Here is a 25321-nt window from a genome sequence, read left to right as displayed (position 1 = left end):
TCATGAATCACCCCATGCAGGATCGATTGACGTCGTTCTTCTTTTCGCGCGATGACGCCTTGCGCAGCCGCAGCGTCAGCGCGCGCCTGCTGGCCGCTAACCTGGACGTGCCCGCGCCACCCGCGCGCCTGACGGCCGATTGGGACCGCGAGATCCGGACCCGGCTGGCGCTGGAGCCGGGCGACGTCGAGCAGATGCCGCTGTCGCGCACCCGCGCCCGCTGGCCGGAGTTCGGCCTTTGCGTGCAGGCCATGCGCGACTGGACGCACGCGCTGGGATTGGGCGACGTCCTGGCGGCCAGCGACATGGCGCTCATGGCCTGCCGCGGCGCGCGCTATCACCACGACGGCAGCCAATACGGCGGCGCCGCGTTCTGCAATCTGTTCCTGTCCGACGACAAGGGCCTGGACGTGCACTTTCCCGGCACCGGGCACCGCATCCCGCTTACGCGCGGCGTCGCCATCGTCTTCGACACCTGCCAGCCCCACGCCGTCATCGCCCGCCACGCCAGCGGCTACGACGAAGCGGACTTCCCGGCGGCGCGGGATCTGTCGCAACTCTTTCTGACCTGGGAACTGCCCATCGAAGACCCGGCGGTGGCGCAGGCGCTGGGGATCGCGTTCGATATCGAGCCGGGGCTGGCGTCGCGGCTGGACGAAGAAGCGGTGTGGGCGGGCGGCCGCCGCGTCAGCGTGGACCCCGAGCGCGGCCGTTGGCAACCCGCGGCGCTGGACCTCTGACCCGTCGGGTATATTGACCGGCCCACGTCTCAGGGTCCCAAAGCCGATGTCCCTTCCCTTTGCACGCACGCGTCCGTTCCGGTTTGGCGTCCTGACGCTGGCCATGCTGTGGCAGGCAGGCCATGCCGGCGCCGCCGAGCGCACCGTCTACACCGGCACGCTGCAAGGCGTGGGCGACATCGTGATGGAGCTGGACAGCGCCGCGGCCGGCAACGAATTGACGGGCCGCTACTTCTATCCGAAACATGGCGTGGACATTCCGCTGAAAGGCAGCGAAGCCGCGCTGCAAGAGCCGATGACCTTTGCTGCCGCCACGGCGCCCGGCGCGCAGCCGGCCGCCACCTGGCAAGGCAAGCGCGACGCGCAGGGCTATCACGGCGTGTGGATCGACACGCGCACGGGCAAGCAGCGCACCTTCACGCTGCAGCGGGTCGCGCAATACGACGCCGGGGCGTTGGCGCCCGATGGCAGCATCGGCTTTGACGAAGACATCGACGCGGCCCGCGTCCCCTACGACACGCTCAAGCTTTCCGGTCACGCCGTGCCCGTGGGCGCCGACGTGGGCAGCGCCACCGTCGCATATCGCATGTGGCGCGACCCGCGCACCCAGTTCAGCTATCCGCGGCTGTCGCGCCATCCGGACCCGCAGGTCATGGCGCGCGTCAATCACCTGCTCGAGCAACGCCATTGGCGCATGAGCCACGCGGCGTTGGCCTGCAAGGCCTCGGCCTACACCAGCGGCAATCCGTCGGCCGGCACACTGGCCAACTACGAGGAAGAAGTCGTGGCCGTGCCCTGGCTGTCCCGCGCCATGATGACGGTGACCGAATCCGGCAGCCTGGACTGCGGCGGCGCGCATCCGAACAACCACTTCGATCCCTACACGTTCGACCTGCTGCGCGGCGAAACCCTGGATTGGAACCGCGTGTTCGATGCCTACCAGCCGGGCAGCCGCGAGCCTCGCCCCGCGCTGACGGCACTCGTCGGCCAGGCGCAGAAAACCCTGGCCGCGCGCGACGAGGCCGGACTGACCGAGGACCGTTCCAAGGAAGGTTGCTGGGACCTGTGGCCGGCCTACCTTGCGCTGGGCGCCACGACGCCCGGCGCGCTGAGCCTGTCGGTATCCGGCGTGGGCCACGCGTCGGGCGTGTGTCTGGGAACGCTGGCGCAGGTGCCTTTCGGTGATCTCACGCCGTACCTGAAGCCGGGCGGCGAGGCGTATCTGGTGCAGGACTGAACGAGACGCTCAGCGCCTGAATCCGCCGCCGCCCCTGAATCCGCCAAACCCGCCGCCAAAGCTGCGGCCCTCCATGCCGCGGCCCTGCCAGCCGCCTTCGCCACGGCCTTGCCAGCCGCCCGCGGATTCGCCCATGCGGTTCTGCCAGCCGCCGCCATTCATGCCGCCCGCCGGCTGCGTCGAATAATCGCGCGCCTGGCGCTGCGCGTTCAGGTAGTTGGACTGCGTGTTCGGCTGGACCGGCTGCCAGCCCGAGGACGTGTGCTGCTGCCAGCCGTTGTCGCTGTGTTCGTACACGTTGCCGTTGTGGTCCGCGTACACGTTGCCGTTGTTCCACGCCATGCCGCTGCCGGTGTTGCGGTCGTAGGTGGCGCCGCGCCGGTCGACGCTGTCCGCGCCCTGCCCCGCCGTGCCGGTCGCGCCGGCGGCGGAATACGTGGTGCGGCCGGTATCGGCATTGGTGCGCACGTTCTGCCGGCCCGCGGCCCATTGGCCGTCATCGTTCTCGACCGCGCCCGCCCGGCCCGCGCCCGATGCGCCGGTGACCGGGTCGGTGTAGGCGCCCCGCCGGCCCGCTGCGGCATTGCCCGTGTATTCGTTGTAGGCCGCGCCGCGCGTGCCTTCGAAGGCGGCGCCGGTTTGCGGGTTGTAGCCTTCCGCGTGCGCGCCCTGCCATTCGGTGCCCGTCCAGCCATTCCACCCGGCCGCGTGCGTGACCGTGCCGGAACCGCCCCACGCGCCGTAGACGTCCACCTTGTTCACGTCGACGCCGCCCCAATAGGGCGCGCCGTAATACGGGCCCCAGTAAGGCGCCGCCCCGCCCCAGGCTTCGGCCGCGGCAAACCCGAAGGCAAAGCCCGCCGCGGAATCGAAGGCGGCGTTGTAGCCGTAGCTGGGCGGATAGCCGACCCAGGTGTTTTGCACGATCGTGGGCGGGTAGGAATAGCCCGTGCCGTAGACAACCGTGCCGTCCGGCGCGACCACCACGCCCATGTAGCCCGGCGAATAGCCGAACACCACGCTCTGCGGCGTCGAGCCATAGACCTGCACGTAGGTCACGTAGTGCAACGGCGAAGTGGCGGGAATGGCGTAGATGGCCGCGGGCACATGGTCGGCCACGCGCCACGGTCCGGTGGGCGAATCCGACACGAACCACACCGCATGCGATAACGCGTAGTAACGGCCTTCGGCCTGGATGACCGGCACCTGCGAATTGGCCGCGTAATGCAGCGTGGTGCCCTCGATGGGCCGCAGCACCGGCGCGCCGCCGGCGTATTCGACCTGCAGTCTGGCAGCGCTGCGCGACACGGTTGCGGTCTGCGGAATGGTCGATGCGATGACGGCTTCGCGGGCCTGCGGCGTGCCGGGCACCGACACCAGCACGCCGCCCTGCGGATCGCGCGCCGGGATGCGCGCGAAGTCGCGCGGCAGGTCCTTGCCGGGCACATACGACCACGGTCCTTCAAGCCGGGGGCCGCGGAACCAGCGGCCCGACACAAGCAGGTAATAGCGGTTGTCGCCCGGATTCATGAACACGGCGTGGTCGGCATTGGTGACCGACAGCAGCGAGGTCCCGGGCACCGGCCGCAACTCGGCCTGGCCGATCGTGATCAGAAGCTCCGCCGGCACCGTCGACACCTCGATATCGGGCGCGCGATGCGGCGCCTTGCCGTCATGCGGCATCAAGGGGTCCGCCGCAGGGCCGCGACGTGCGGCGTCGGCGGCGGCCAGCAGCGCGGCTGACGGTTGCGCCACGGTGCGCCAGGGCCCGTTGATGTCGCCCGCGTCATACCAGTGGCCTGCCGCCTGCAGGTACAGACGTCCGGCGCTGTCGCCCAGGATCAGCGCGCGGGTGTTGACGACCCGGCGCCAGCCCGGCGTGCCGGACAGCGCCGTCCACGCGGGCGGGCCATCGACCAGCACCAGGATCGCTGGGATGGTGCGGTAGATGATGCGCGGCGGCGTGTTGTCCACGGGCACCGTCCTGGTGGCCGGGTTGTTCTGCGACAGCGCATAGCTCAGCTGCAACCCGTCCAGCGGCGTCACCACGCCCTTTGGCGGAATGCGGGCCTCCAGCTCGCTGCGCAACCGCGCGGCCTCTTGGGGCGCCGTCGGCACCTGCACGCGTTCGATGCGGATGTCCGACAGGCGCACCAGCCCGGCGGGCTTGTTCACGTCGGCGCGCGCGGAGAATTCCGCGACGCCGTAGGTCGGATTGCCCTTGGCCGGCCCCACGGCGACGGCCATGCGGCCGGACAGGCGGTCGGCGGTCCAGGTGTCGATCTGCGGCTGGTAGAGCTCGACGCGCGCGCCGTCCGGCGCGGAAAAACTGCGCGGCCATTGCAGCGCGCGCGCGGCGGACGAATCGGATTGGGGTTGGCCGGCGCCGGGCTGCGCGGCGGCAGACTGGACCGCGCCCGGCGGGGTCGCGGCCGAGGCGCCGGACTGGCCGGGACTTTGCGGCTGCGCGGCGGCGCCGAAGGCCAGCGTCGTGCCAGCCGCCACGCCCAGCATCACCCGCGCAATTCGCGGCCGGTGGCCGGTATCGTAGGATGGGGCAGGCAAGCGGAAAAGCCAGGCATGCAGATGCAGCCATCGGGACACGCCATGCATATCACGCTCCTTGAGGTTCGAACCGCCTGACCGAATGAAAGCGGGCGCCGCCGCTTCGGGTTATACGCCAGCGGGGCCCCGCGTTCAATGGCGGCAAGTGCCGAGCTGACCGCGCCCTGAATAAGAAACAGATCGTTAATGCCGTTAAAAAGCTATTGATCGCATCAGACAGAACTTCTATAACTCGTTCCTACCAGGGCTTGCTGCTTTTGCCCGATTGCCTTTCCGCTGCAATCCAACTAGAGCGGCGCAACGCCCGCCAACCCGCGCAAGCCTCGCGCGAATCGCCAGCCCTTCCTGCCGCTCTCAAGCGGCGCGCTGGCGGCTCTCTAAGCCTCTCCTGCGGCATGGACCTCCCGTCCGGACAGCCGCGCGAAGGAGCAGCTCATGGCCCTTACCCTGTCCCATCCCGGGGTTTACATCCAGGAAATTCCCAGCGGCGTTCGCACGATTGCCGGGGTCGCGACCTCGGTCGCCGCCTTCCTGGGCGCGGCCCCGCGCGGTCCCGTCAACAAGGCGGTCCGGATATTCAGCTTCTCCGACTATGAGCGCGCCTTTGGCGGGCTTGCCGACGACTCCGAGCTTGGTTACGCCGTCCGCCAGTTCTTCGTGAACGGCGGCACGGATGCCTGGGTCGTGCGGGTGGTCAAGGAGGCATCGCCCGCGCAGCGCGTCCTGCGCAGCGCCACGGCGGTGGACGTGCTGACGGTCCGGGCGCTGGACCCCGGCGTGTCCGGCAACAGCATCCAGGTGCGGGTGGACTACGCCACCGCCGTGCCGTCCAGCACCTTCAACATCCAGTTCATCCGCGCCAGCGATGGGCGGGCGGAAAGCTATGCCAACGTGTCTCTGAACGCCAAGGACCCGCGTTATCTGCTGGACCTGGTGCAGGGCGTATCGCAGCTTGTCAGGCTGGAGCGGATGCTGTCGCAGGGCGCGCTGGATGCGTTGCCGGCGGGCACCAGCGTCAGCGGCACGTTGGGCGACGTCCAGACGCTGCTGGATGCGACGCACACCGATTTCCGCGTGGCCGTGAACGGACTGGAGCCCGTCGGCGTCAGCATCGCGTTGCCGGGCGACATCGCGGGCGGCACCGCGACGCAGCGCCTGACGGCACTGGCCGCCGCGATCCAGGCCAAGGTGCGGGCGCAGGCGATGGGCCGCCCGGCGCTGGCCAATTTCACGGCGGCGCGCAGCGGCAACACCCTTGTCATGACGTCCGGCGCGGGCGGCGAAAACGCCAGCGTGCGCGTGCTGCCCGGCGCGCGCAACAACGCCGCGGGCGTGCTGATGCTGGGGTCGCTGGCAGGCGGTGTCGAGACCGATGGCGCGGCCATCATCCGCCCGGCGCCCACCCCCGACGCGGCCACGCTGACGAGCGACACGTTCGGCGCGACCGATCTGGACGCGCTGCCCGACGCCACCCACACCAGCCTGCGCATCACCCTGGATGGCCTGGGCCCGGAACTCGTGAGCGTGGGCGACGCCGCCGCCGCGGGCGGGTCGCTGGCCGCCAAGCTGGAAGACGTGGCGGCGCGATTGCAGGCCGCGGTGCGCGCGCTGCGCCCGGGCACGCCCGCCTTCCGCGACTTCACGGCGCGGGTGCAGGGCAGCACGCTGGTGCTGGCCAGCGGCTCGCGCGGCATGGGCTCCACCATCGCGGTGGCAGCAGCCCCGGCCAACGATCTGGCGGCGTCGCTGCATCTGATGGCGGGCGCCGTCGCCTCGCCCCCGCCGGTCGACGCGCTGCTGGAAGGCGGCACCGAAACGCCTTACGGGCCGGACGACGTCTATGCCGCGTTCATCGGCAGCCGTGCGCTGCGCCAGGGGCTGTATGCGCTGGAAGACGCCGACATCTTCAACCTGCTCTGCCTGCCCGCCATCACGCACGGCGGCGTCCTGGCCGACGCCGCGTCGTACTGCGAGGAGCGGCGCGCCTTCATGATCGTGGACGCGCCGCCCACGGCGACCGACCCCGCCTCGATGGTGTCGGTGGCCAACGGCACCGCGCTGCCCAAGTCCGATCACGCGGCCGTCTACTACCCGTGGACGTACGTGTCCGATCCGCTCAAGAACGGCAAGCCGCGCCTGGCGCCGCCCTGCGGCACCGTTGCCGGCCTGTATGCGCGCACGGACGGCAACCGGGGCGTATGGAAGGCCCCCGCGGGCACCGACGCCAACCTGACCGGCGTCGTCTCGCTGGCCACGACGCTGACCGATGGCGAGAACGGCAGCCTGAACCCGCTGGGGGTCAACTGCCTGCGCACGTTCCCGGTGTACGGCGCGGTCTGCTGGGGCGCGCGCACGCTGCGCGGCGCCGACCAGCTCACCTCCGAGTACAAGTACGTGCCCGTGCGGCGCCTGGCCCTGTACCTGGAGGAATCGCTCTACCGAGGCACGCAGTGGGTGGTGTTCGAACCCAACGATGAGCCGCTGTGGGCGCAGATCCGCCTGAACATCGGCGCGTTCATGAACACGCTGTTCCGCCAGGGCGCCTTTCAGGGCAGTTCGCCGCGCGAGGCCTATCTGGTCAAGTGCGACCGGGAAACCACCACGCAGGACGACATCAATCGTGGCGTGGTCAACATCCTGGTGGGGTTTGCGCCGCTCAAGCCCGCCGAGTTCGTCGTCATCAGCATCCAGCAACTGGCCGGCCAGATACAGGCTTGAGCCCGGCGGGCGGCGGCGCCGCTTGCGGCCCGCAACGCCCGCCGACCAGGGTTACCAGGAGATTGCCATGGCGCAGTTCACCGTCAATCCGCAGCGCTTCGACCCGTACAAGAATTTCAAATTCCGGGTGAAGTGGGATGGCCGCTATGTGGCCGGCATCAGCAAGGTGTCGGCGCTCAAGCGCACCACCGAAGTGGTCGAGCACCGCGAAGGCGGCGACCCGTCCAGCGGGCGCAAGTCCCCCGGCCGCAGCAAGTACGAGGCGGTGACGCTGGAGCGCGGCGTCACGCACGACCGCGAGTTCGAGCAGTGGGCCAACAAGGTGTGGAACTTTGGCTCGGGGCTGGGCAGCGAGGTGTCGCTGAAGAACTTTCGCAAGGACATCATCATCGAGGTCTACAACGAAGCCGGGCAACTGGTGCTGGCCTACAAGGTGTTCCGCTGCTGGGTGTCGGAATACCAGGCCATCCCGGATCTGGACGCCAACGCCAACGCCGTCGCGATTCAGACCATCAAGCTGGAAAACGAAGGATGGGAGCGCGACTACGAAGTTGCCGAGCCGTCCGAACCGAGCTTTGTCGAGCCGGCTTGATGGAGCGCCGCGATGAACGCCCTGATCGAATCGCAGATTCTTGCGCTGTGGGAGGCAGGCCGTGACCGCCACCCGATAGATCGGGGCCTGCGCGCGCTGGCCGTGGCAATGCCCGGCGAGGAGGTGGCGTCACGGCCGGTCGGATGGCGGACGCTGGCATTGCTGCGCCTGCGGCGCGCGACGTTCGGCGCGCGGCTGCCGGCCTGCGCCGATTGCCCGGCGTGCGGCGCGGCGATGGCGTTCGACCTGGATCTGGCCGCGCTGATCGAGACCCTGCCCGCGCCGCCGGAGCGCGGGTCCGCCGAACCCATGTTCGACGCGCACGGCGCCGCCTGGCGCCTGCCCAGCAGCCGGGACCAGGTGCACGCGGCGATGGCCGCCGACAGCGAAGCCGCGCTCGCCCTGTTGCTGCGCGCGTGCCGCGTCGGCGCACCGCCCGAAGCCAGCCTGCCGCAAGGCGCGGCTCTGGACGACATCGAGGCGCGCATGGAGGCGCTGGACCCCGCCGCCAACATCGCGCTGTCGTTGCGCTGCGCCGACTGCGCCCACGCCTGGACGGCCGCGTTGGATGCCGACATCTGCCTGTGGGACGACATCAGCCTGTGCGCGCGCGGCCTGTTGCGGGACGTGCATCGCCTGGCGCGCGCCTACGGCTGGACCGAGCCGCAGGTGCTGGCGCTGGGCCCGGCCCGGCGCGCCGCCTACCTGGCGATGGCTGACAGCGAGGCCATGCCATGAGCGAATTCCTGCGCCAACTGGCCAGCCGCAGCCTGGGCACCGCCCCGCGTCTGCGCAGCGCGCCTTCGCCGCTGGCGGCGGCGCTGCATGGCGTCGTGCCGCCGGATCCGTTGGGCGCGGATGGGCAGGGTCAGGAAGCTCACCTTGCCGGGCGCGATTCGGCAGCGCAGGCCGGGCGTGGCTTGGAGGACGCCGGGAACGGTCTGGGGCAGCGGTTTTCACAAGGGGCGGCTTTCGGCGCATACGAACATGCCGACGAGGCGGCGGACGTGCATGCACGTGCCTCCGGGCGCGAAGCGGCGATGCCGCAGAGGCACTTCATTGCGAACGCGCCAGTAACCGATGCCGGTATGCGAACGTCCGGCGCGCCGCAGCGCACGGACGCGGCGCCCCCGCCATTACGCAGCGCGTTCCTGCCCGATCCGGGCGATCAGGATTCAATCTCCATTGAGGCGCAGCGGCCCGTTTCCGCAAGCCTGGCGCCGCCCGCTCGCACCGAGTCCGCAACACCGATGCACGCCGCGCAGGCGATTACCGATGTCGCCTACGCACCGGCTGCGAGTAATGCGGCCGGCGCAGCATCGCTGCCCTTCCCTGCCGCACGGCGCGACGCCCCATCCCCTGCGTCTCGTCCCGCCGAGCAATCATCCGCGCCCGACGTGCACATCACCATCGACCGCCTTGAGGTCGCGCCCCCGCCGCCGCGTGCCGCGGCCGCTCCGCGATCGTCCGCGCTCTCGTTGCGCGACTACCTGGCCGCACGGCGCGCGGGGCTGCCATGAGCAACGCGCTGGCCATCGCGGCGGTCACCGCCGTCATCAAGGACCTGCTCGACTCGGGCATGATCGACCACGCCGTGACGGACACGCTGGGCGCGGGCGTCAAGGTTTCCGCGCTGGCCCCCGACGCCGTGTCGCTGGACAACCAGGAAGACCCGCAGCTGAACCTGTTCCTGCATCAGGTCACGCCCAACGCCGCATGGCGCAATGCGGCGCTGCCGTCGCGCGATGCCGCCGGCGACCGCATCGCCAATCCGCCGCTGGCCCTGGACCTGCACTATCTGCTGACGGCCTATGGCCGCGCCGAACTGCAGGCCGAAGTGCTGCTGGGCTACGCGCTGCAACTGCTGCACGAGTCGGCCGTGCTGCCGCGCGAGGCCGTGCGCCGCGCGCTGGATCCGGACGTGGTCGACGGCGCCATCCTGCCCACCGTGTACCAGAGCCTGCGCGGCGCGGACCTGGCCAGCCAGATCGAATTGTTGAAGATCACGCCCGCGGCGCTGGGCGCCGAAGAGATGTCGCGCCTGTGGTCCGCGCTACAGGCCCACTACCGGCCGACCGCGGCGTTCCAGGTGTCGGTGGTGCTGATCGAATCGCGCCGGCCCGCGCGCGGCGCCCTGCCCGTGCTGACCCGCGGCGAGGCTATTCCCGGCACGCCGCGCGACCGGGGCGTGCTGGTCTTTCCCGGCCTGACGCCGCCGCTGCCCACGCTCTTGTCCGTGCAACCGGCGGGCAGGCAACCGGTTACCGTGCCCGGCGGATCCGTGACGCTCGTGGGGCATCATCTGGACGGCCTGGCGCGGCGGGTGACGCTGCGCCACGCCACGCTGGACGCCGAGCGCGACGTGCCCGTCGAGGCCGGCACGGATACCTGGCTGCGGCTGACGATGCCGGCAGACCTGCCTGTCGGCCTGTACCGCGTGCATGCCCACGTGCAGGCCGCCGATACCGGCCTGCCGCGCGACAGCAATCAGCTTGCGCTGGTGCTGGCGCCCGAACCCGTACTGCCGCCGGCCTCGGCCACGCGCAACGCCGGCACGGTACGCATGACGCTGGGCATCGCGCCCCCGCTCTTGCCCGGCCAGGCCGCCAGCCTGCTGTTGGGAGACCGGGAACTGCCCGCCGAACCCGCCGCCGCGCCCGCCAGCGCGCTCATCTTCGAATGGCGCGACGCGCCGCCAGCAGGTACGCGCTTTCTGGCGCGACTGCGGGTGGACGGCATCGAAAGCCCGCTGGTGGACCGCGAGTCGGTCCCCGTCCGCTACCTTGACCGCCAGATCGAGCTGCCATGAACGCGCGCGCGCCCACCGGCTGGACCGAAGCCAACCAGCAATTGCTGGCCGCGGAGTTCACGCGGCTGCGCACTCGGCTGCGCAAGCCCGGCAGCCGGCCGCCCCGGCACGGCGCGCAACAGCTGGTCCAGGCGCGCGCCGCCATGGACGGCGACGCGGCCATCGACCAGTTGACGGCCATCTTTGGCCTGTCGGCGTTCGAGCGCGACCTTCTGCTGTTGTGCGCCGGCATCGAGATGGACGCGGTGCTGGCGGACCTCTGCGCCCACGCCAACGGCCGCAGCGGCGGCCAGCGCCACGCCAGCTTCGCGCTGGCGCTGGCCGAGCTTGAAGGCGCGCACTGGAGCGCGCTGTCGCCGCAACGCCCGCTGCGCCGCTGGCGTCTGCTGGACGTGGACGACACCACCGACTTGAGCACCGCGCGGTTGCGCATCGACGAACGCGTGCTGCACTACCTGGCCGGGTTGAACGAACCCGACGCGCGCCTTCGCCCGCTGTTGCGTCCAGCGCTGCCCCTGCCCCACGCCGCGCCCGCGCACGCGGAGGCGTCGGAGCAAATCGCCGCGCAGGTGGCCGCCGCGCAAGGCACGCCATTGCCGGTGTTCGTGCTGGAAGGCGACGATGCCGGCGCGCACGAGGACGTGGCGGCGCGCGCCGCGCATGCCGCCGGGCTGGCGTGCCTGGCGCTGGCCGCCGAAGACGTGCCGGCGGACGCGGCCGAGCGCAACGCCATGCTGACGCTCTGGCAGCGCGAGGCCGTGCTGCTGGGCGCCGGCCTGTATGTCGATGCGTCCGACGGCTTGCCGCCCGCGGCGCGGCATCTGGTGGAACAGGCCGGCGGCCTGTGCCTGGTGGGGGTGCGCGAGCCGGTCGCCTTGCGCGCGGCGTCGCGTCACTACCCCGTGACCCGGCCGCAGGAGGCGGACCGCCGAACCTTGTGGCGGCAGGCATTGGGTCCGCAGGCAGCCGCGCGTGCGGGCCAGGCGGTGGACCATGCCGCCAGCCAGTTTGGACTGGACTCGCGCACCTTACAGCTCACCGCCGCGGCGCTCGCCCCCGCGCTGCTGGCGGACGGCGCCGATCCGGCCGCCGTGCTCTGGCAGGGTTGTGCGCAGGCCAGCCGCCGCCGGCTGGACGGATTGGCGCAGCGCCTGACGCCCGCGGCAGGCTGGAACGACCTGGTGCTGCCCGAGCCGCAGTTGGCGGTATTGCGCCAGATCGCGGCGCATCTGCGCCAGCGCTACCGCGTCCACCAGGATTGGGGATTTGCCGCCGCGCAGTCGCGCGGCCTGGGCCTTGCCACCCTCTTTACCGGCGAAAGCGGCACCGGCAAGACCATGGCCGCCGAGGCGCTGGCGCGCGAGACGGGGCTGGACCTGTACCGCATCGACCTGTCCGCCGTCGTCAGCAAGTACATCGGCGAAACCGAAAAGAACCTGCGGCGCCTGTTCGAAGCCGCCGAGGACGGCGGCGCGATCCTGCTCTTTGACGAAGCCGACGCGCTCTTCGGCAAGCGGTCGGAGGTCAAGGACAGCCATGACCGCTACGCCAACATCGAGATCAGCTACCTGCTGCAACGCATGGAGTCCTACCGCGGCCTGGCGGTGCTGACCACCAACCTGAAGTCCAACCTGGACAGCGCATTCCTGCGGCGGCTTCGCTTTGTCGTGCAGTTTCCGTTTCCCGACCAGGACCAGCGCGCGCGCATCTGGCGCGGCGTGTTCCCGGCCGCCACGCCCACCCGCGACCTCGATCCGCGCCAGCTGGCGCGGCTGAACCTGACGGGCGGCAGCATCCGCAACGTCGCGCTGAACGCGGCCTTCCTGGCCGCCGACGCCGGCTCCGATGTCACCATGGCTCACGTGCTGCAAGCCGCGCACGCCGAAGCCGCCAAACGCGAGCGGCCCCTGGCCGACGCCGAAACGAGGGGATGGCCATGAAATCCGCAATCCATCTGCATATCCGCGCGCTCAGCCTGCCGAGCCACGACGCCGCCCAGCGCAATGCGTTCGTGGCCGCGCTGGTGCACGAACTGGTGCGGCGCGCCGCGCAGCACAACGGCGCCGCCGCCGATGGCAGCGCCGATCAGGTGCGCACCGTGGCGGACGGCCCGCAGCCGGAGCAGGCCGGCGCGCAAGCGGGGCGCGCCATCGCCGACACATTCCACCTCAAGCATTGAGCCTGGCCATGCGATCGGCTTTGTTCACGCCGCAACCTGACACCGCGCCGCCGCGCTCGCGCCTGGTGCTGCGCCGCTGCGCCTGCGGGTGCGGCGGCAAGAGCGGCGGCAAGTCCGGCTGCACGGCCTTGCCGCTGGGCGGGCGCGCGAAGACGACGGTGCCCGATCAGGTCGAGGACGTGCTGCGCAACCCCGGCGAGCCGCTGGCTGCCGCCGACCGCGCGGAATTCGAGCAGCGCTTCGGCCACGACTTCGGCCGCGTGCGCATCCACGCCGATGCCCGGGCCGCAGACTCGGCGCGCGCGCTGCATGCGCAGGCCTACACCGTCGGCCCGCACGTCGCCTTCGGCGCCGGACGCTATGCTCCGCGCACGCGGCAGGGCCGCGAACTGCTGGCGCATGAGCTGGCGCACGTGGTGCAGCAACAGGCGCGCTACCGCCCCGGGCTGCCGCTGGAACTGGGCGCGGCCGACTCGCCGCTTGAAGCGCAGGCCGACCGCGCGGCGCGCAGCCTGTCCCAGCCCATCGCCGCGCCAGGACTGGCGCAAACCGTGCAGCGCGCCGGCATGGGCGACCTGCGCGTGGCCGAGGCCGAAGCACGCAAATGCCCCGGCACGCACACCATGCCGGACGACGTGTACGACGCGGTCAACGACGCCTGGTCCAAGTCCGGGCACGGCGGCGACACCGTGCAGGAGCACGGCGGCCGCATCGTGTCCGACAAGGACGGCAAGCGCGTCATCCGCACGGGCTCGGGCGGCGGCGGCAGCATCAGCCTGCCCGCCGAGAAAAAAGGCGACTACACCCTCGGCACGTACCACACCCATCCCTACAGCAGCTCGGAAGGATCCAAGCTGGGCGTAGCGTTTTCCGGCGCGGACGTGGCCAACTTCATGGCCGGCAACCAGGGCTGGGTCAAGTACATCGGGGCGGGTAGCTGCCACTACGCGCTGAACATCCAGGACTACGAAGCGGTGTACGACTGCCGCAAGCGCAACGTCGATTTCAAGACGCGCTGGAACGACGCCTTTGCCGCCGCCACCGGCACGTTCCAGGCCAAGGTCGAGACCGGCGTGCGGGCATCGATCGACGGCTGCGGCGTCTGCTTTTACCGCGCCTGCCGGCCCGACGCCGCCAGCGCGGTCCCCAAGAACATGAGCCTCATCTAGGAGCCGTCATGCAAGACTGGATTGGCAAGACCGTGGGAGAGGTGCTCGACCTGTGCCAGACGCGCTATGCCGACGTCACCATGGTCGACGAGCCGCCGGGCAAACTGCGCGCCGTCGAAATCGATTGCGTGGCGCGCGTGCCGGTATCGCGCTTCGTGCTGGAGTTCGACTACCGCCCGGATCTGTTCAGCGCGGCGCGCAACTGGCCCGAATCGCTGGTGGGCGCGCAGCGCATCACCGCCGTGCGCAACGCCGCCGAGCCGCAGGCCTACCCATGAGCGGACCGCTTTCGCCCCGCCTGCTGCGCGGCGGCATCATCCTGATCGATCCGTCCAGCGGGGCGGTGCAGCGCGTGATTTCGCTGCAGTACAACCCCGAGACGCTGACGCGATCGCTGCAGCCGCAAAGTGTGGATGACGGCGGCGCGGCGGGCGAGCCGCTGCGGCTCAAGGGGCCGCCGGCCGAGACGATCCGGCTGGACGCCGAGCTGGACGCGACCGACCAGCTGGAGTTTCCGGACGAACACCGCGACGCGCGCGACACCGGCATCCACGCGCAGCTGGCGGCGCTGGAGACCATCGTCTACCCGGACAGCGCCGCGCTCATCCGCAACAACCAGATCGCGAATCTGGGCACGCTGGAGATCGCGCCCACGGTCGCGCCGCTGAGTCTCTTCGTCTGGAGCCGCGAGCGCGTGGTGCCGGTGCGCGTGACCGATTTCTCGATCACCGAAGAGGCTTTCGACGCGCGCCTGAATCCGATCCGCGCCAAGGTCTCGCTGGGCCTGCGCGTGCTGCATGTCGGCGACCTGGGCTTCGGCGACAAGGGCGGCCATCTGTACCTGGTGTATCAGCAGCGCAAGGAGCGGCTGGCCGCGCTGGCGGGGCTGGGCGACCTGGGCTCCGTCGGGCTGGAGTCCCTGCCATGAGCGTGGAACGCTTTCCCGCCAACAGCCGGTATCACGGCGTGCCCACCGCTGACATGCCGGGGCCCGACGGCCGGCCGCTCGTCTACCTGCGCCGCCGCTTCCTGCCGGACCCGGCGGCCCTTACCGCGGTCGGCGAGGTGGCCGTCGCCCCCGGCGACCGGCTGGACCGGCTAGCCGCGGCGGCGCTGGGCGATCCGCTGCAGTTCTGGCGTCTGGCGGACGGCAACGACGCGCCACGCCCGGCCGCGCTGGAGACACCCGGCCGAAGCCTGCGCGTGACGCTGCCCGCCGCGCTGGGCGCGCCATTCAATGGCCAATTCGGAGGCGGCGATGCTTAGCGGCGTGCACCTGACGCTACTGGTGGGGCCCGGCCTGCCCGTGCCCGCACCGCGGCCCATCATGGATGGCCTGGAGCGCGTCGAGGTGTCGTCGTCGGCCGACGGCCCGGGAGGCTTTCAGCTGTCGTTCACCGTCAGCAACCGCTCGCCGCTGCACACGCTGCTGGTGATCGCGGGCGGCCAGGTGCCGTGGCTGCGGGTCATCCTGATCGCCACGCTGAACGGACTGCCCACCGTGCTGATGGACGGGCTGGTCACGCGCCAGGAAATCACCGACGGCAACGCGCCCGGCCAATCGCGCCTGACCGTCACGGGCGAGGACCTGACGGTGGCGATGGACAAGCAGGACATGAGCGGCCTGCCCTACCCGGCGATGCCGCCGCCCGCGCGTGTCGCGGCCATCATCGGCCGCTACGCGCTGTACGGCATGCTGCCGCTCGTCGTGCCGTCGCCGTTCACCGATGTGCCGATCCCCGTCGAACGCATTCCCCTGCATGAAGGCACGGACCTGGCCTACGTGCGGCAGCTGGCCGCGGAAGTCGGCCACGTGTTCTACATCGAACCGGGGCCGCTGCCCGGCGCCAACGTGGCGTACTGGGGCCCCGAAATCCGGGTGGGGCCGGTGCAGCCGGCGCTCAATTTGGGCATGGACGTGCACAGCAATGTCGAGTCGCTGTCGTTCTCGGTGAACCAGTCGGACGCCGCGCTGCCCGTCATTTTCATCCAGAACCCCCTGACCAAGTTTCCGATCCCCCTGCCGGTTCCCGACATCAGCCTGGCCAGCCCGCCGCTGGGTCTTTTGCCGCCGCTGGCCAAGGGGCTGACGCTGCTCAAGGACACGGCCAAGCTGTCGCCGGCCGCCGCGCTGGGACGCGGCCTGGCCATGGCCGCCGGCACGACCGCCGACGCGGTCACCGCCGATGGATCGCTGAACGTGCTGCGCTACGGCCACGTGCTCAAGTCGCGCCAGCTTGTGGGCGTGCGCGGCGCGGGCCTGGCGTTCGACGGCCTGTACTACGTCAAGCGGGTGGACAGCACGCTCAAGGCGGGCGAGTTCCGCCAGCAATTCTCGCTGGCCCGCAATGGCCTGATCTCGACCCTGCCCCTGGTGCCGCCATGACAGACCCCCAACGCCACTACGGCAAATTCCGCGGCGTGGTGATCAACAACGTCGATCCCATGCAGATGGGCCGCATCCAGGTGCAGGTGCCCGACGTGCTGGGCCTGGGCGTCTCAAGCTGGGCCATGCCCTGCGTCCCGTTCGCCGGCCAGCAGAGCGGCGTCTTCGTGGTGCCGCAAGTCAGTTCGGGCGTGTGGGTGGAGTTTGAACAAGGCAAGCCCGACTACCCGATCTGGGTCGGCGGATTCTGGGGCTCGGCCGCCGAAGTGCCCGCGCTGGCGCTGGCGGGGCTGCCGGTGTCGCCCAGCATCGTGCTGCAGACGGGTGGACAGAACACGCTGATGATTTCCGACCTGCCCGGCCCCACGGGCGGCATCCTGCTCAAGACCAAGACCGGCGCGATGATCTCGATCAGCGACGTGGGCATCACGCTGTCCAACGGCCAGGGCGCGACCGTGATGCTTGCCGGTCCGGCCGTCAACATCAACCAGGGCGCCCTGACGGTGACCTGACTTTGCATCACAGGAGGCGCAGCCATGCCCGGACCCTTGCTGCATCTTGGCGCCACCGTGCAGTGTTCGCACGGCGGCCAGGCCGTTCCCCTGTCGCCCAACCCGCGCGTGCTGTTGTCGGGCCAGCCGGCCGTGACCATCCTGTCGACGTATTCGATCGCGGGCTGCGCCTTTCCGCCCCCGCCCTCGGGCAACGGCCCCTGCGTCACCGGCATGTGGTTAAGCGGCGCGACGCGTGTGCTGATCGGCGGACAGCCGGCCGCGCTGCAGGCCGGCGCGTCGATCTGCACGCCCACCGGCACGCCCATGCTGGCGCTGCAGGCGCAGGCGCGCGTCGTGGGCATGTAAGGCGCACCGCCATGGCCATCCTGCGCTTTCCGTTCGAGCCCGACGCGCGCGGCCGCAGCCGCGATGCCGATGACGCCGAGCACGTGCGCGACATGATCGAACAGGTGCTGTTCACGGTGCCCGGCGAACGCGTCAACCGGCCGGACTTCGGCTGCGGCCTGCTGCAACTGGTGTTCGCCCCCAACAGCGACACGCTGGCCGCCGCCGTGCAGATGAGCGTGCAGGGTGCGCTGCAGCAGTGGCTGGGCGAGCGCATCGCGGTGGAGTCCGTCAACGTCGCGCATCGCGATGCCACCCTGCAGGTGGACGTGCAGTACGTGCTGCGCCAGGGCCAGCAACGTCGGCTGGCGCGCTTTACCCGGGACGTGCCATGAACCGCCAGTTCCGCAGCGCCAACCCCCGCCGCCTGCAACTGCTGCGCGCCCAGCAGCCGCCCGGCGACAACGGCATCGCCTTCGTCGAGATCGATGCGGCCGACCAGCGCACGCTGCGCGTGGTGTGCGTGCATCCGGTGTCCGGCATCGGCCGCGCCCACGTGCGCATCGAAGGCGGCACGCGCATCCGCGGCATTGCGCTGGCTGCTGACCCGGTACTGTCCGGCAACGAGATCCGGCTGAGCGTGGACAAGGCCGGCGACTTCTCGTGGTACACGCTGGCGCTGGTGAACCCCGCCGATCCCGACGCGCCCGCGCCGGGCTTTGACCTGTGCCTGTCCACCATCGAGATCAACTTCAAGGCCGGGTGCCCGTCGGAATTCGACTGCGCCGATACGCGCGCGTGCGATGCGCCCGCGCCGCCCGAGCCGCTGCTCGATTACCTGGCCAAGGACTACGAAAGCTTCCGGCGGCTGATGCTGGACCGCCTGTCGCAAAGCATGCCCGACTTCACCGAGCGCAATCCCGCGGATTTCACCGTGGCGCTGGTGGAAACGCTGGCCTATGCCGCCGACCACCTGTCGTACGCGCAGGACGCCGCCGCCACCGAAGCGTACCTGGACACCGCGCGCCGCCGAACCTCATTGCGCCGTCATGCGCGCCTCTTGGACTATCCCTTGCATGACGGCTGCAACGCGCGCGTCTTCGTCACTGTCCAAACCCACGCGGCGGGCGAAGGCAAGGTCATCCCGGCCGGCACGCCGCTATTGACCAGTTCCCCGGAAGCCGCGCTTGCGGCCCCCGTGCGCCGCCGCGACGCGCTGGACGGGCTGCCCGCGCCCGGCATCGAAGTGTTCGAGACGCTGCACGACCTGCTGTTGCACACCGCGCACAGCCGCATCTTTCTGCATGACTTCGCCGACCCGGCGTACTGCCTGCCGCGCGGCCAAACGCAGGCGGCGCTGGTGAACGATCCGCCGCTGGCGCTTGCGCCCGGCGACGTGCTGGTGTTCGAAGAGACGATAGACCCGTTGACGGGCCGCAAGGCCGATGCGGACCGCACGCATCGCCACGCCGTGCGCCTGACCGAAACGCGCACCGGCCGCGACGACCTGACCGGCACCGACCTGCTGCTGATCGCCTGGCATCCGGACGATGCGCTGCCGTTCCCGCTGTGCGTGAGCCAGGAGTTCGACGAGGGCGGCGCGCTGGTCAAGCGCGCGGTATCGGTGGCGCGCGGCAACGTGGTCCTGGCCGATCACGGCATGCAGCGCGATTGGACGCCGTTGCTGCCGGATACCGCGACGGCGCGCGATGCGTTTGCCGCGCGGCCCTACCGGCCGCGCCTGCCGGATGCCGGCCTCGCCTGCGCCGAGCCCTACCGGCATGCGCTTGCCGTGGCGGGGCCGCTGCCCGCCAGCGCGGCGCTGGCCCAGGACCCGCGCCGCGCGCTGCCCAGCGGCATGTCGCTGCAGGCCGACGACGCCGATCAGCCCGGCGACGTGCCTGCGCCGGCCAGCCCGCCGTGGTCGCCCCAGCGCAGCCTGCTGGCCAGCGCGCGCGACGCGCGCGAATTCGTCGTCGAACTGGAACACGACGGCGTGGCCTGGCTACGTTTTGGCGACAACCGTTATGGCGCCGCGCCCGCGCCCGGCGAACGCCTGCTGGCGCGGTATCGGCTGGGCGGCGGACCGCAAGGCAACGTCGGAGCGGAAGCCATCGGCGCGCTGGTCAGCGACGATCCCGACCTGATGCTGGGTGTGGCGCGCGTGCGCAATCCCCTGCCGGCGCAGGGCGGCGCGGCGCCGGAACCGGCCGATGCGATCAAGCTCAACGCGCCCGAGGCCTTCCGGGTGCAGGAGCGCGCGGTCACCGCCGACGACTATGCGCGGCTGGCGCAGCGCCATCCGCAGGTGCAGCGCGCGGCGGCCCGCCTGCGTTGGACGGGCAGCTGGCACACCGTCTTCCTGACCGTGGACCGGCGCGGCGGGCTGGCCGTCGATGCGCCGTTTCGCGCCGCGCTGCGCGCCTTCATGGAACGCTTCCGGCTGGCCGGACAGGACCTGGAGTTCTCGGACCCGGTGCATGTGCCGCTGGACATCCTGGTGCGCGTCTGCGCCGCGCCCGGCCACTTCGCCGCGGACGTCAAGGCGGCGCTGCGCGACGCCTTCACCGCGGGCCTGGACCGCGCTGGCCGGCCGGGCTTCTTTCATCCCGACCGCTACACCTTCGGCACGCCGCTGGCGCTGTCGGCGCTGATGCGCGCCGTCATGGCCGTGCCGGGCGTGGCGTCGGCGCGGGCAGAACGCTTTCAGCGCTGGGGCCGCGACCCGGCGGGTGAACTGGACACAGGCCGTCTGCTGGCCGCGCCGCTGGAAGTGCTGCGCGCCGACGGCGATCCGAACTTCCCGGAGAACGGCCGCATCGACTTCATCGTGGAGGGCGGATCATGACGACTCGCGACGACTGCGGCTGCTGCGCCGGGCAGCCCGCGCTCACGCCGTCGGACCTGGCCAATCCGCCCGGCCAGCCCGCCTTGCGCCTGCGCATCGGCACCCATGGCCGGTTTCTTGCCAGCCTGACGGCGGACCTGGCGCGCTCGCCGGCCCTGGCGGCGCTGACGACGCGCGACCGCGATGACCCCGTCATCGCCCTGTTCGACGCCTGGGCGGCCGTGCTGGACGTGCTAGCGTTCTATCAGGAGCGGATCGGCAACGAGGGCTACCTGCGAACCGCGACCGAGCGCCGGTCGGTGCAGTCGCTGGCGCGGGCCATCGGCTATGAACTGCGGCCGGGCGTGGCAGCGACGACCTGGCTGGCGTTCTCGCTGGAAACCGCGCCGGGCGCGCCCCCGCGCGCCCGAATCGAACCCTGGACACGCGCGCAGAGCGTGCCCGCGCAGGACGAACGCGCGCAGACCTTTGAAACCCTGCAGGCCGTCGAGGCGCGCGCCGCCTGGAACGCGCTGGAACTGGCGTGGCTGGAACCAGCGCCCCCGCGCTTTGGCGCGCGCACGCTGTGCCTGGCCGGCGCGGCCACACGCCTGAAGGCCGGCGACGCCGTGCTCATCGTTGGCGACGAGCGCGCGCGTGATCCGGGCAACGAGAATTGGGACTTCCGCCGCCTGACACAGGTTCGCGAATACGTGCCCGGTCCCGGTGAAGACGGCGCGCCCGCCTATACGCTGATCTCGCTGGAGCGGGGCCTGGGCAGCGCCGCGCCGCACGTGCAGCCCGCGGGGCGCAACCCGCGCTGCTTCGCGCTGCGCGCGCAGGCCCGCCTGTTCGGCTACAACGCGCCCGATTGGCGCGCCATGCCCGCCACGCTGCGCGCGGCTTACCTGGGCATGGCCGACGACGCCAAGCCGTCATTCAGCCAGTTTCCGCAGTGGCCGGGCTATACGCTGGCCGAGGTGTCCGATCCGCCCGGCGCCAGCGGCCCCGGCGCCGGGCTGTACGGCGAGTATTACCGTGGCCGCACCTTCAGCCAGCGCGTGATGACCCGCACCGATCCGCAGCTGGATTTTCATTGGGCCGCGGGCGGCCCCGGCGACGGCGTGCCCGCGGACAATTTCTGCGTGCGCTGGACGGGCTGGGTGCGGGCCCCGGACAGCGGCAGCTACACCTTTCACGTCACGGCCGACGATGGCGTGCGGCTGTGGGTGGATGGCAACCTGCTCATCGACCAGTGGCGCGAACAATCTCCCACCGAATACAGCGCCAGCGCGCGGCTCGTGGCGGGGCGCAAGCACGACATCCGCATCGAATACTACGAGGCGGGCGGCGACGCCACCTTCGTGCTGGCGTGGTCCGGGCCGGGCCTGGCGCGCCAAACGATACCCGCGGCCAGCCTGTACCCGGGCGACGTGCACGGCGTGCACCTGGACGCCTCCTATCCCAAATGGGTGGCCGGCGGCTGGACCGTGCTGTCGATGCCGGGCTATGAAGAGCTGTACCGCATTGCCGACGCGGGCCCCGACGCGCGCACGGGCTTTGCGCTGGCGGGACCGACCACGCGCCTCACGCTGCGGGGCGAGCGCGTGCGCGAGCAGTTCAACGATGCCCTGCGAGAGACCACGGCCTACGGCGAATCCGACCCGCTGGACTGGGGCGTGCGTCCGGCCTCGGGGCTGACGCAAGGCCACACGCTGGTGCTGGCGTCGTACGAGCCCGACCTGCCGCAAGACCGCGTGCTGGCGGTGTCGGGCCTGATCCTGACCGAAACCGATGCCGCCAACGTGGCGCCGCGCGAGCGGCTGTTGCGCGGCGATGCCGTGGCCAATGTGCGCGTGGCGCGCGACCGCGCAAGCGCCGACCTGGAATTCGAGGATGGCGCGCGCGCCACCGTCACGCTGGCCGACGCCAGCGACATCGTGCGCATCCAGCGCAACGACAGCGCTGGCGGCCGCACGACGCTCGTGCTGGACGCCGACCTGGCGCACGCCTATCTGCCCGCCACGGTGCGCATCAACGCCAACGTCGCGCCCGCCAGCCACGGCGACAGCCGGCAGATGCGCATCCAGCCGGAGGTGCTGGGCAGCGGCGCCGGCAACCGCGCCTTCCAGCGTTTCACGCTGCAGCAAAAGCCGTTGACGTTCGTGCCCGCGCCCACCGCCAGCGGCGCGGCGAGCAGCCTGGAAGTCCGCGTGGACGGCCTGCTGTGGGACGAGGCGCCGCGCATCACCGCGCTGGCGCCGGACGACCGCGCATATCTGCTGCGCGTGGACGACAGCGGCGGGGCCACCGTGCAGTTCGGCGACGGCCTGCATGGCGCGCGTCTGCCGTCCGGATTGGGCAACGTCCAGGCGCGTTACCGCGTGGGCCTGGGCCGCGAAGGCAACGTCGCGCCCGGCCAGTTGAGCGTGCTGCTAACGCGCGCGCCCGGCGTCAAGGCGGTCGTCAACCCCGCGCCCGCGACCGGCGGCGTGGACCCCGAAGCGGGCGACGCCGCCCGCCGCAATGCGCCGCTGCGGGTGCGCACGCTGGACCGCATCGTGTCGCTGCGCGACTTCGAGGATTTCGCGGCCGCCTTTACCGGCATCGGCAAGGCGCAGGCGGTATGGCAGTGGGACGGCGAGCAACGGCTCGTGCACCTGACCGTCGCGGGCGAAGATGGCGCCGCGCTGGATCCGGCCGGCGCGTTGTATCGCAACCTGCTCGCGGCCATCGACGCGGCGCGCCCGCCCTACCAGCCGCTGAAGGTGGCGCCGTGCCGCTACCTGGATTTCGGCCTGCGGGCGGGCCTGGGCATCGATCCGCGCCTTGAAGCGGCGGCCGTGTTGGTAGCCGCCCGCGCGCGCGTCCTGGATGCCTTCGGCTTTGCCGCGCGGGCGTTCGGCCAGCCGGTGCACGGCGCCGAGGTGCTTGCGGTCTTGCAGGGCGTGCCGGGCGTCGCGTGGGTGGATCTGGACGCACTGGTGCTCAATGCCGGTCTGGACGGCGCGGGCGCGCGGCGCAGCAACGGTCCGGACGCCCTGCTACCGGCGCGCACCGCGCGTTGGCAACAGGGCGCCCTGCAGCCTGCCGAGCTGCTGCGCCCGGATCCCGCCGGCATCGACTTGTCGGAGCGCACATGAACACCCGCCTGGATGCCGATGCCCTGATGGCCCTCTTGCCGGCGTTCTACCGCGAACGCGACGCCGCCGCCGGCGGGCCGCTGCGCGCGCTGCTGGACGTGCTGGCGCGCCAAGGCGCGCTGGTGGACGCCGACGTGGACCGGCTCTACGACAACTGGTTCATCGAAACCTGCGAGGACTGGGTGGTGCCGTATCTGGGCGACCTGCTCGGCGTGCGCGCGCTGTATCCCGTGGGCGCCGCCTTTTCGCCGCGGGCGCTGGTGGCCAACACGCTGCGGCTGCGCCGCCGCAAGGGCACGGCGCTGGTGCTGGAAGAATTGGCGGCAAACGCCACCGGCTGGCCGAGCCGCGTGTCCGAGTGCTTCGAGCGCGTCGCCACCACGCAGCACGTCAATCACCCCCGCGCGCATGCGCTGCGCACGCCCGACCTGCGCGATTCGCGCGCGATGGAACGCGTGGACGGCCCCTTCGGCGCCGAGCTGCACACCGCCCACGTGCGCGCGCTGCCGGCCGGACGCTACAACCTGCCCAACGTCGCACTCTTTCTTTGGCGGTTGCAGTCGTACACCGTGCAGCGCGGCGATGCGGCGCGCGCCACCACGCACGACGGCTTCTACACCATCGATCCGCTGGGCCGCGACCAGCCCCTTTTCAACCGGCCGCGCACCGAGACCGACATCGACCACCTGGCCGAGCCGATCAACGTGCCCGAACCGCTGTCCTGGCGCAATCTGCATGCGGAACTGCAAGCGCGCCGCCAGGCCCTGACCGATGGCGACGCGCCCCCGCAAGGCTGGTTTGCCGACAGCGCCGCCGGCCCCGTCGTGCAGGTGTGGCTGGACGGCCAGCCGGTTCCCGCCGAGCATCTGGTGATCTGCAATCTTGCGCCCATCCCCGGCGTCGCTCCCGAACAGTGGCGCCGGCCCGACACCGCCCTGCTGTTCAAGTCGCGCAAGTCCGGGCGGCCGGACCGCAGCTTTCCCGGCGCGGGCGGCGTGCTGGTCGGCCTGGATCCGCACCGCGGTCGGCTGGCCCTGCCGCCGGGCGTCACCGCGCAATCGGTGCAGGTGCGCCATGCCTACGGCTTTCCCGGCGACATCGGCGCGGGCCCCTACGCCCGCAGCACGACCGATGGCGATGACGCGGATGGGGCGTTCGACAACGCGTTAGACGCCCTCCTGCGCGTGCCCTCGGCGGCCACGCCCACGCTGACGGCGGCGCTGGCCGCGGTGCTGGCGGGCCAGCGGGTGCGCATCGTGATCGACCACGATGGCACCGAGACCCTGGCCCCCGATCTTGTGCTGCCCGACACGCGGTTGTCGATCGAGGCCGCGCCGCTGCGCCGTCCCGTGCTGCAAGGCGATTGGCGCGTGCGCGGCAACGCCAGCACCCGCATCCGGCTCGACGGGCTGCTTCTGGATGGCCGCCTGCGGCTGGAAGGTGCGCTGCGAGCCGTTGCGCTGCGCCACTGCACGCTGGCGCCGGCGCGCGGCGGCGTGCGTCACACGGGCGCCGCGCCCGAACTGGAACTGCGGTTGACGCGCTGCATCTGCGGGCCCGTGCGCTGCGCATCGCCGCTTGCGTCGGTGGAGATCGACGCAAGCCTCATCGATGCGCAAGGCAGCGCCGCGGCCGCGGTCGATGTGGACGACAGCGCCCTGCGCATCCTGGCCAGCACGCTGTTCGGGCGCGTGGCCGCCGGACGGCTGGACGCGTCCAACACGTTGTTCGGCGGCACGCTTGCCATCAACCGCCGGCAAGAGGGCTGCGTGCGCTATTGCCACGTGCCCATGCCGTCCGTCACGCCGCGCCGCTACCGCTGCCAGCCCGATCTGGCCATGCAAGACCTGACCGGCGCGGCCGCCAAGCGCGCGGCGGCGCGTGTCGCCCCGTCGTTCACCGCCACCACGTTCGGCTCACCGTCGTATGGCCAACTGGCCCGCAGTTGCGCGCCCGAGATCCGCGAGGGCGCGGACAACGGCGCCGAGATGGGCGCCTGGAATTTCCTGCTGCAGGCCCAGCGCGAAGCCAATCTGCGGCAGGCGCTGGACGAGTATCTGCGCTTCGGCCTCGAAGCGGGATTGATCCCTGTGAACTGAGCCCTCTGTCTTCGGGAA

Annotated in this window: 21 protein-coding genes; 20 read left to right on the top strand and 1 reads right to left on the bottom strand. The window is 71.3% G+C overall.

Annotated elements, in window-relative coordinates; all coding sequences use genetic code 11:
• Positions 1-2 precede the first annotated feature (2 nt).
• Both FBY20_RS16820 and FBY20_RS16815 read left to right on the top strand, forming a co-directional pair.
• Positions 3-740 carry a hypothetical protein gene (locus FBY20_RS16820; protein ID WP_142053538.1) on the top strand — a complete coding sequence of 246 codons (738 nt, stop codon included), beginning with the start codon at positions 3-5 and terminating at the stop codon, positions 738-740.
• Positions 741-786: 46 nt separating this feature from the next.
• Positions 787-1977, top strand: a complete 1191-nt coding sequence (locus FBY20_RS16815) for a hypothetical protein (protein ID WP_370458343.1) — start codon at positions 787-789, stop codon at positions 1975-1977.
• Between the two features lie 9 nt (positions 1978-1986).
• Here FBY20_RS16815 and FBY20_RS16810 read toward each other — a convergent pair whose 3' ends face one another.
• Complete coding sequence (locus FBY20_RS16810) at positions 1987-4590, bottom strand: carbohydrate-binding family V/XII (protein WP_255452384.1); 2604 nt, start codon at positions 4588-4590, stop codon at positions 1987-1989.
• Between the two features lie 387 nt (positions 4591-4977).
• On the opposite strand from FBY20_RS16810, the gene FBY20_RS16805 reads away from it, so the two are divergent.
• From FBY20_RS16805 to FBY20_RS16720, 18 genes are all read left to right on the top strand, one after another.
• On the top strand, positions 4978-7260 hold the full coding sequence (locus tag FBY20_RS16805) for a phage tail sheath subtilisin-like domain-containing protein (protein ID WP_142053536.1): 2283 nt from the start codon (positions 4978-4980) through the stop codon (positions 7258-7260).
• Positions 7261-7327: 67 nt separating this feature from the next.
• The gene (locus FBY20_RS16800; RefSeq protein ID WP_056326957.1) at positions 7328-7852 is read left to right on the top strand and encodes a phage tail protein; all 525 of its coding nucleotides are present in this window, start codon (positions 7328-7330) and stop codon (positions 7850-7852) included.
• A gap of 12 nt (positions 7853-7864) precedes the next feature.
• Entirely contained in the window at positions 7865-8590 is a 726-nt protein-coding gene (locus FBY20_RS16795) for a hypothetical protein (RefSeq protein WP_142053534.1), read from the top strand.
• Positions 8587-9372, top strand: coding sequence for a hypothetical protein (locus tag FBY20_RS16790; RefSeq protein ID WP_142053532.1), 786 nt, complete (start codon positions 8587-8589; stop codon positions 9370-9372). The genes FBY20_RS16795 and FBY20_RS16790 overlap by 4 nt, the downstream gene beginning before the upstream one ends.
• Positions 9369-10661: a DUF4255 domain-containing protein gene (locus FBY20_RS16785; RefSeq protein ID WP_142053530.1), complete on the top strand. Its 1293-nt coding sequence runs from the start codon at positions 9369-9371 to the stop codon at positions 10659-10661. The genes FBY20_RS16790 and FBY20_RS16785 overlap by 4 nt, the downstream gene beginning before the upstream one ends.
• Complete coding sequence (locus FBY20_RS16780) at positions 10658-12601, top strand: ATP-binding protein (protein ID WP_142053528.1); 1944 nt, start codon at positions 10658-10660, stop codon at positions 12599-12601. Before FBY20_RS16785 ends, FBY20_RS16780 begins: the two co-directional genes overlap by 4 nt.
• A complete protein-coding gene (locus tag FBY20_RS16775) occupies positions 12598-12840 on the top strand; it encodes a hypothetical protein (protein WP_142053526.1) in 243 nt (80 codons plus the stop codon). The genes FBY20_RS16780 and FBY20_RS16775 overlap by 4 nt, the downstream gene beginning before the upstream one ends.
• A gap of 8 nt (positions 12841-12848) precedes the next feature.
• Positions 12849-14009 (top strand): DUF4157 domain-containing protein, encoded by a 1161-nt coding sequence (locus tag FBY20_RS27870; protein ID WP_222119270.1) that lies wholly within the window; start codon positions 12849-12851, stop codon positions 14007-14009.
• A gap of 8 nt (positions 14010-14017) precedes the next feature.
• Positions 14018-14287 (top strand): hypothetical protein, encoded by a 270-nt coding sequence (locus tag FBY20_RS16765; RefSeq protein ID WP_056326128.1) that lies wholly within the window; start codon positions 14018-14020, stop codon positions 14285-14287.
• Entirely contained in the window at positions 14284-14937 is a 654-nt protein-coding gene (locus tag FBY20_RS16760) for a hypothetical protein (RefSeq protein ID WP_056326125.1), read from the top strand. The genes FBY20_RS16765 and FBY20_RS16760 overlap by 4 nt, the downstream gene beginning before the upstream one ends.
• Positions 14934-15275 carry a LysM domain-containing protein gene (locus tag FBY20_RS16755; RefSeq protein WP_142053524.1) on the top strand — a complete coding sequence of 114 codons (342 nt, stop codon included), beginning with the start codon at positions 14934-14936 and terminating at the stop codon, positions 15273-15275. Before FBY20_RS16760 ends, FBY20_RS16755 begins: the two co-directional genes overlap by 4 nt.
• On the top strand, positions 15247-16395 hold the full coding sequence (locus tag FBY20_RS16750) for a hypothetical protein (protein ID WP_255452383.1): 1149 nt from the start codon (positions 15247-15249) through the stop codon (positions 16393-16395). The genes FBY20_RS16755 and FBY20_RS16750 overlap by 29 nt, the downstream gene beginning before the upstream one ends.
• Positions 16392-16907, top strand: a complete 516-nt coding sequence (locus FBY20_RS16745) for a phage baseplate assembly protein V (RefSeq protein WP_056326117.1) — start codon at positions 16392-16394, stop codon at positions 16905-16907. The genes FBY20_RS16750 and FBY20_RS16745 overlap by 4 nt, the downstream gene beginning before the upstream one ends.
• Positions 16908-16931: 24 nt before the next feature.
• Positions 16932-17255 carry a hypothetical protein gene (locus FBY20_RS16740; protein WP_056326115.1) on the top strand — a complete coding sequence of 108 codons (324 nt, stop codon included), beginning with the start codon at positions 16932-16934 and terminating at the stop codon, positions 17253-17255.
• An 11-nt stretch (positions 17256-17266) separates the two neighbouring features.
• The gene (locus FBY20_RS16735; RefSeq protein WP_128827156.1) at positions 17267-17629 is read left to right on the top strand and encodes a GPW/gp25 family protein; all 363 of its coding nucleotides are present in this window, start codon (positions 17267-17269) and stop codon (positions 17627-17629) included.
• A complete protein-coding gene (locus FBY20_RS16730) occupies positions 17626-20082 on the top strand; it encodes a putative baseplate assembly protein (RefSeq protein ID WP_142053522.1) in 2457 nt (818 codons plus the stop codon). Before FBY20_RS16735 ends, FBY20_RS16730 begins: the two co-directional genes overlap by 4 nt.
• On the top strand, positions 20079-23204 hold the full coding sequence (locus tag FBY20_RS16725) for a putative baseplate assembly protein (RefSeq protein WP_142053520.1): 3126 nt from the start codon (positions 20079-20081) through the stop codon (positions 23202-23204). The genes FBY20_RS16730 and FBY20_RS16725 overlap by 4 nt, the downstream gene beginning before the upstream one ends.
• Positions 23201-25303, top strand: a complete 2103-nt coding sequence (locus tag FBY20_RS16720) for a phage tail protein (protein WP_142053518.1) — start codon at positions 23201-23203, stop codon at positions 25301-25303. The genes FBY20_RS16725 and FBY20_RS16720 overlap by 4 nt, the downstream gene beginning before the upstream one ends.
• The last annotated feature ends 18 nt before the right edge of the window (positions 25304-25321 follow it).

It is taken from the genome of Achromobacter sp. SLBN-14 (assembly GCF_006715415.1).
GTDB lineage: Bacteria > Pseudomonadota > Gammaproteobacteria > Burkholderiales > Burkholderiaceae_B > Achromobacter > Achromobacter mucicolens.
This window is presented reverse-complemented; position numbering and strand designations above follow the sequence as displayed.

Coding starts and splice junctions, on each gene's coding strand:
- FBY20_RS16780 (WP_142053528.1), top strand. CDS start 10,658: ATGAACGCGCGCGCGCCCACCGGCTGGACCGAAGCCAACCAGCAATTG.
- FBY20_RS16815 (WP_370458343.1), top strand. CDS start 787: ATGTCCCTTCCCTTTGCACGCACGCGTCCGTTCCGGTTTGGCGTCCTG.
- FBY20_RS16795 (WP_142053534.1), top strand. CDS start 7,865: ATGAACGCCCTGATCGAATCGCAGATTCTTGCGCTGTGGGAGGCAGGC.
- FBY20_RS16805 (WP_142053536.1), top strand. CDS start 4,978: ATGGCCCTTACCCTGTCCCATCCCGGGGTTTACATCCAGGAAATTCCC.
- FBY20_RS16740 (WP_056326115.1), top strand. CDS start 16,932: ATGCCCGGACCCTTGCTGCATCTTGGCGCCACCGTGCAGTGTTCGCAC.
- FBY20_RS16725 (WP_142053520.1), top strand. CDS start 20,079: ATGACGACTCGCGACGACTGCGGCTGCTGCGCCGGGCAGCCCGCGCTC.
- FBY20_RS16760 (WP_056326125.1), top strand. CDS start 14,284: ATGAGCGGACCGCTTTCGCCCCGCCTGCTGCGCGGCGGCATCATCCTG.
- FBY20_RS16810 (WP_255452384.1), bottom strand. CDS start 4,590: ATGCATGGCGTGTCCCGATGGCTGCATCTGCATGCCTGGCTTTTCCGC.
- FBY20_RS16775 (WP_142053526.1), top strand. CDS start 12,598: ATGAAATCCGCAATCCATCTGCATATCCGCGCGCTCAGCCTGCCGAGC.
- FBY20_RS16750 (WP_255452383.1), top strand. CDS start 15,247: ATGGCCAATTCGGAGGCGGCGATGCTTAGCGGCGTGCACCTGACGCTA.
- FBY20_RS27870 (WP_222119270.1), top strand. CDS start 12,849: ATGCGATCGGCTTTGTTCACGCCGCAACCTGACACCGCGCCGCCGCGC.
- FBY20_RS16720 (WP_142053518.1), top strand. CDS start 23,201: ATGAACACCCGCCTGGATGCCGATGCCCTGATGGCCCTCTTGCCGGCG.
- FBY20_RS16790 (WP_142053532.1), top strand. CDS start 8,587: ATGAGCGAATTCCTGCGCCAACTGGCCAGCCGCAGCCTGGGCACCGCC.
- FBY20_RS16765 (WP_056326128.1), top strand. CDS start 14,018: ATGCAAGACTGGATTGGCAAGACCGTGGGAGAGGTGCTCGACCTGTGC.
- FBY20_RS16735 (WP_128827156.1), top strand. CDS start 17,267: ATGGCCATCCTGCGCTTTCCGTTCGAGCCCGACGCGCGCGGCCGCAGC.
- FBY20_RS16755 (WP_142053524.1), top strand. CDS start 14,934: ATGAGCGTGGAACGCTTTCCCGCCAACAGCCGGTATCACGGCGTGCCC.
- FBY20_RS16820 (WP_142053538.1), top strand. CDS start 3: ATGAATCACCCCATGCAGGATCGATTGACGTCGTTCTTCTTTTCGCGC.
- FBY20_RS16800 (WP_056326957.1), top strand. CDS start 7,328: ATGGCGCAGTTCACCGTCAATCCGCAGCGCTTCGACCCGTACAAGAAT.
- FBY20_RS16730 (WP_142053522.1), top strand. CDS start 17,626: ATGAACCGCCAGTTCCGCAGCGCCAACCCCCGCCGCCTGCAACTGCTG.
- FBY20_RS16745 (WP_056326117.1), top strand. CDS start 16,392: ATGACAGACCCCCAACGCCACTACGGCAAATTCCGCGGCGTGGTGATC.
- FBY20_RS16785 (WP_142053530.1), top strand. CDS start 9,369: ATGAGCAACGCGCTGGCCATCGCGGCGGTCACCGCCGTCATCAAGGAC.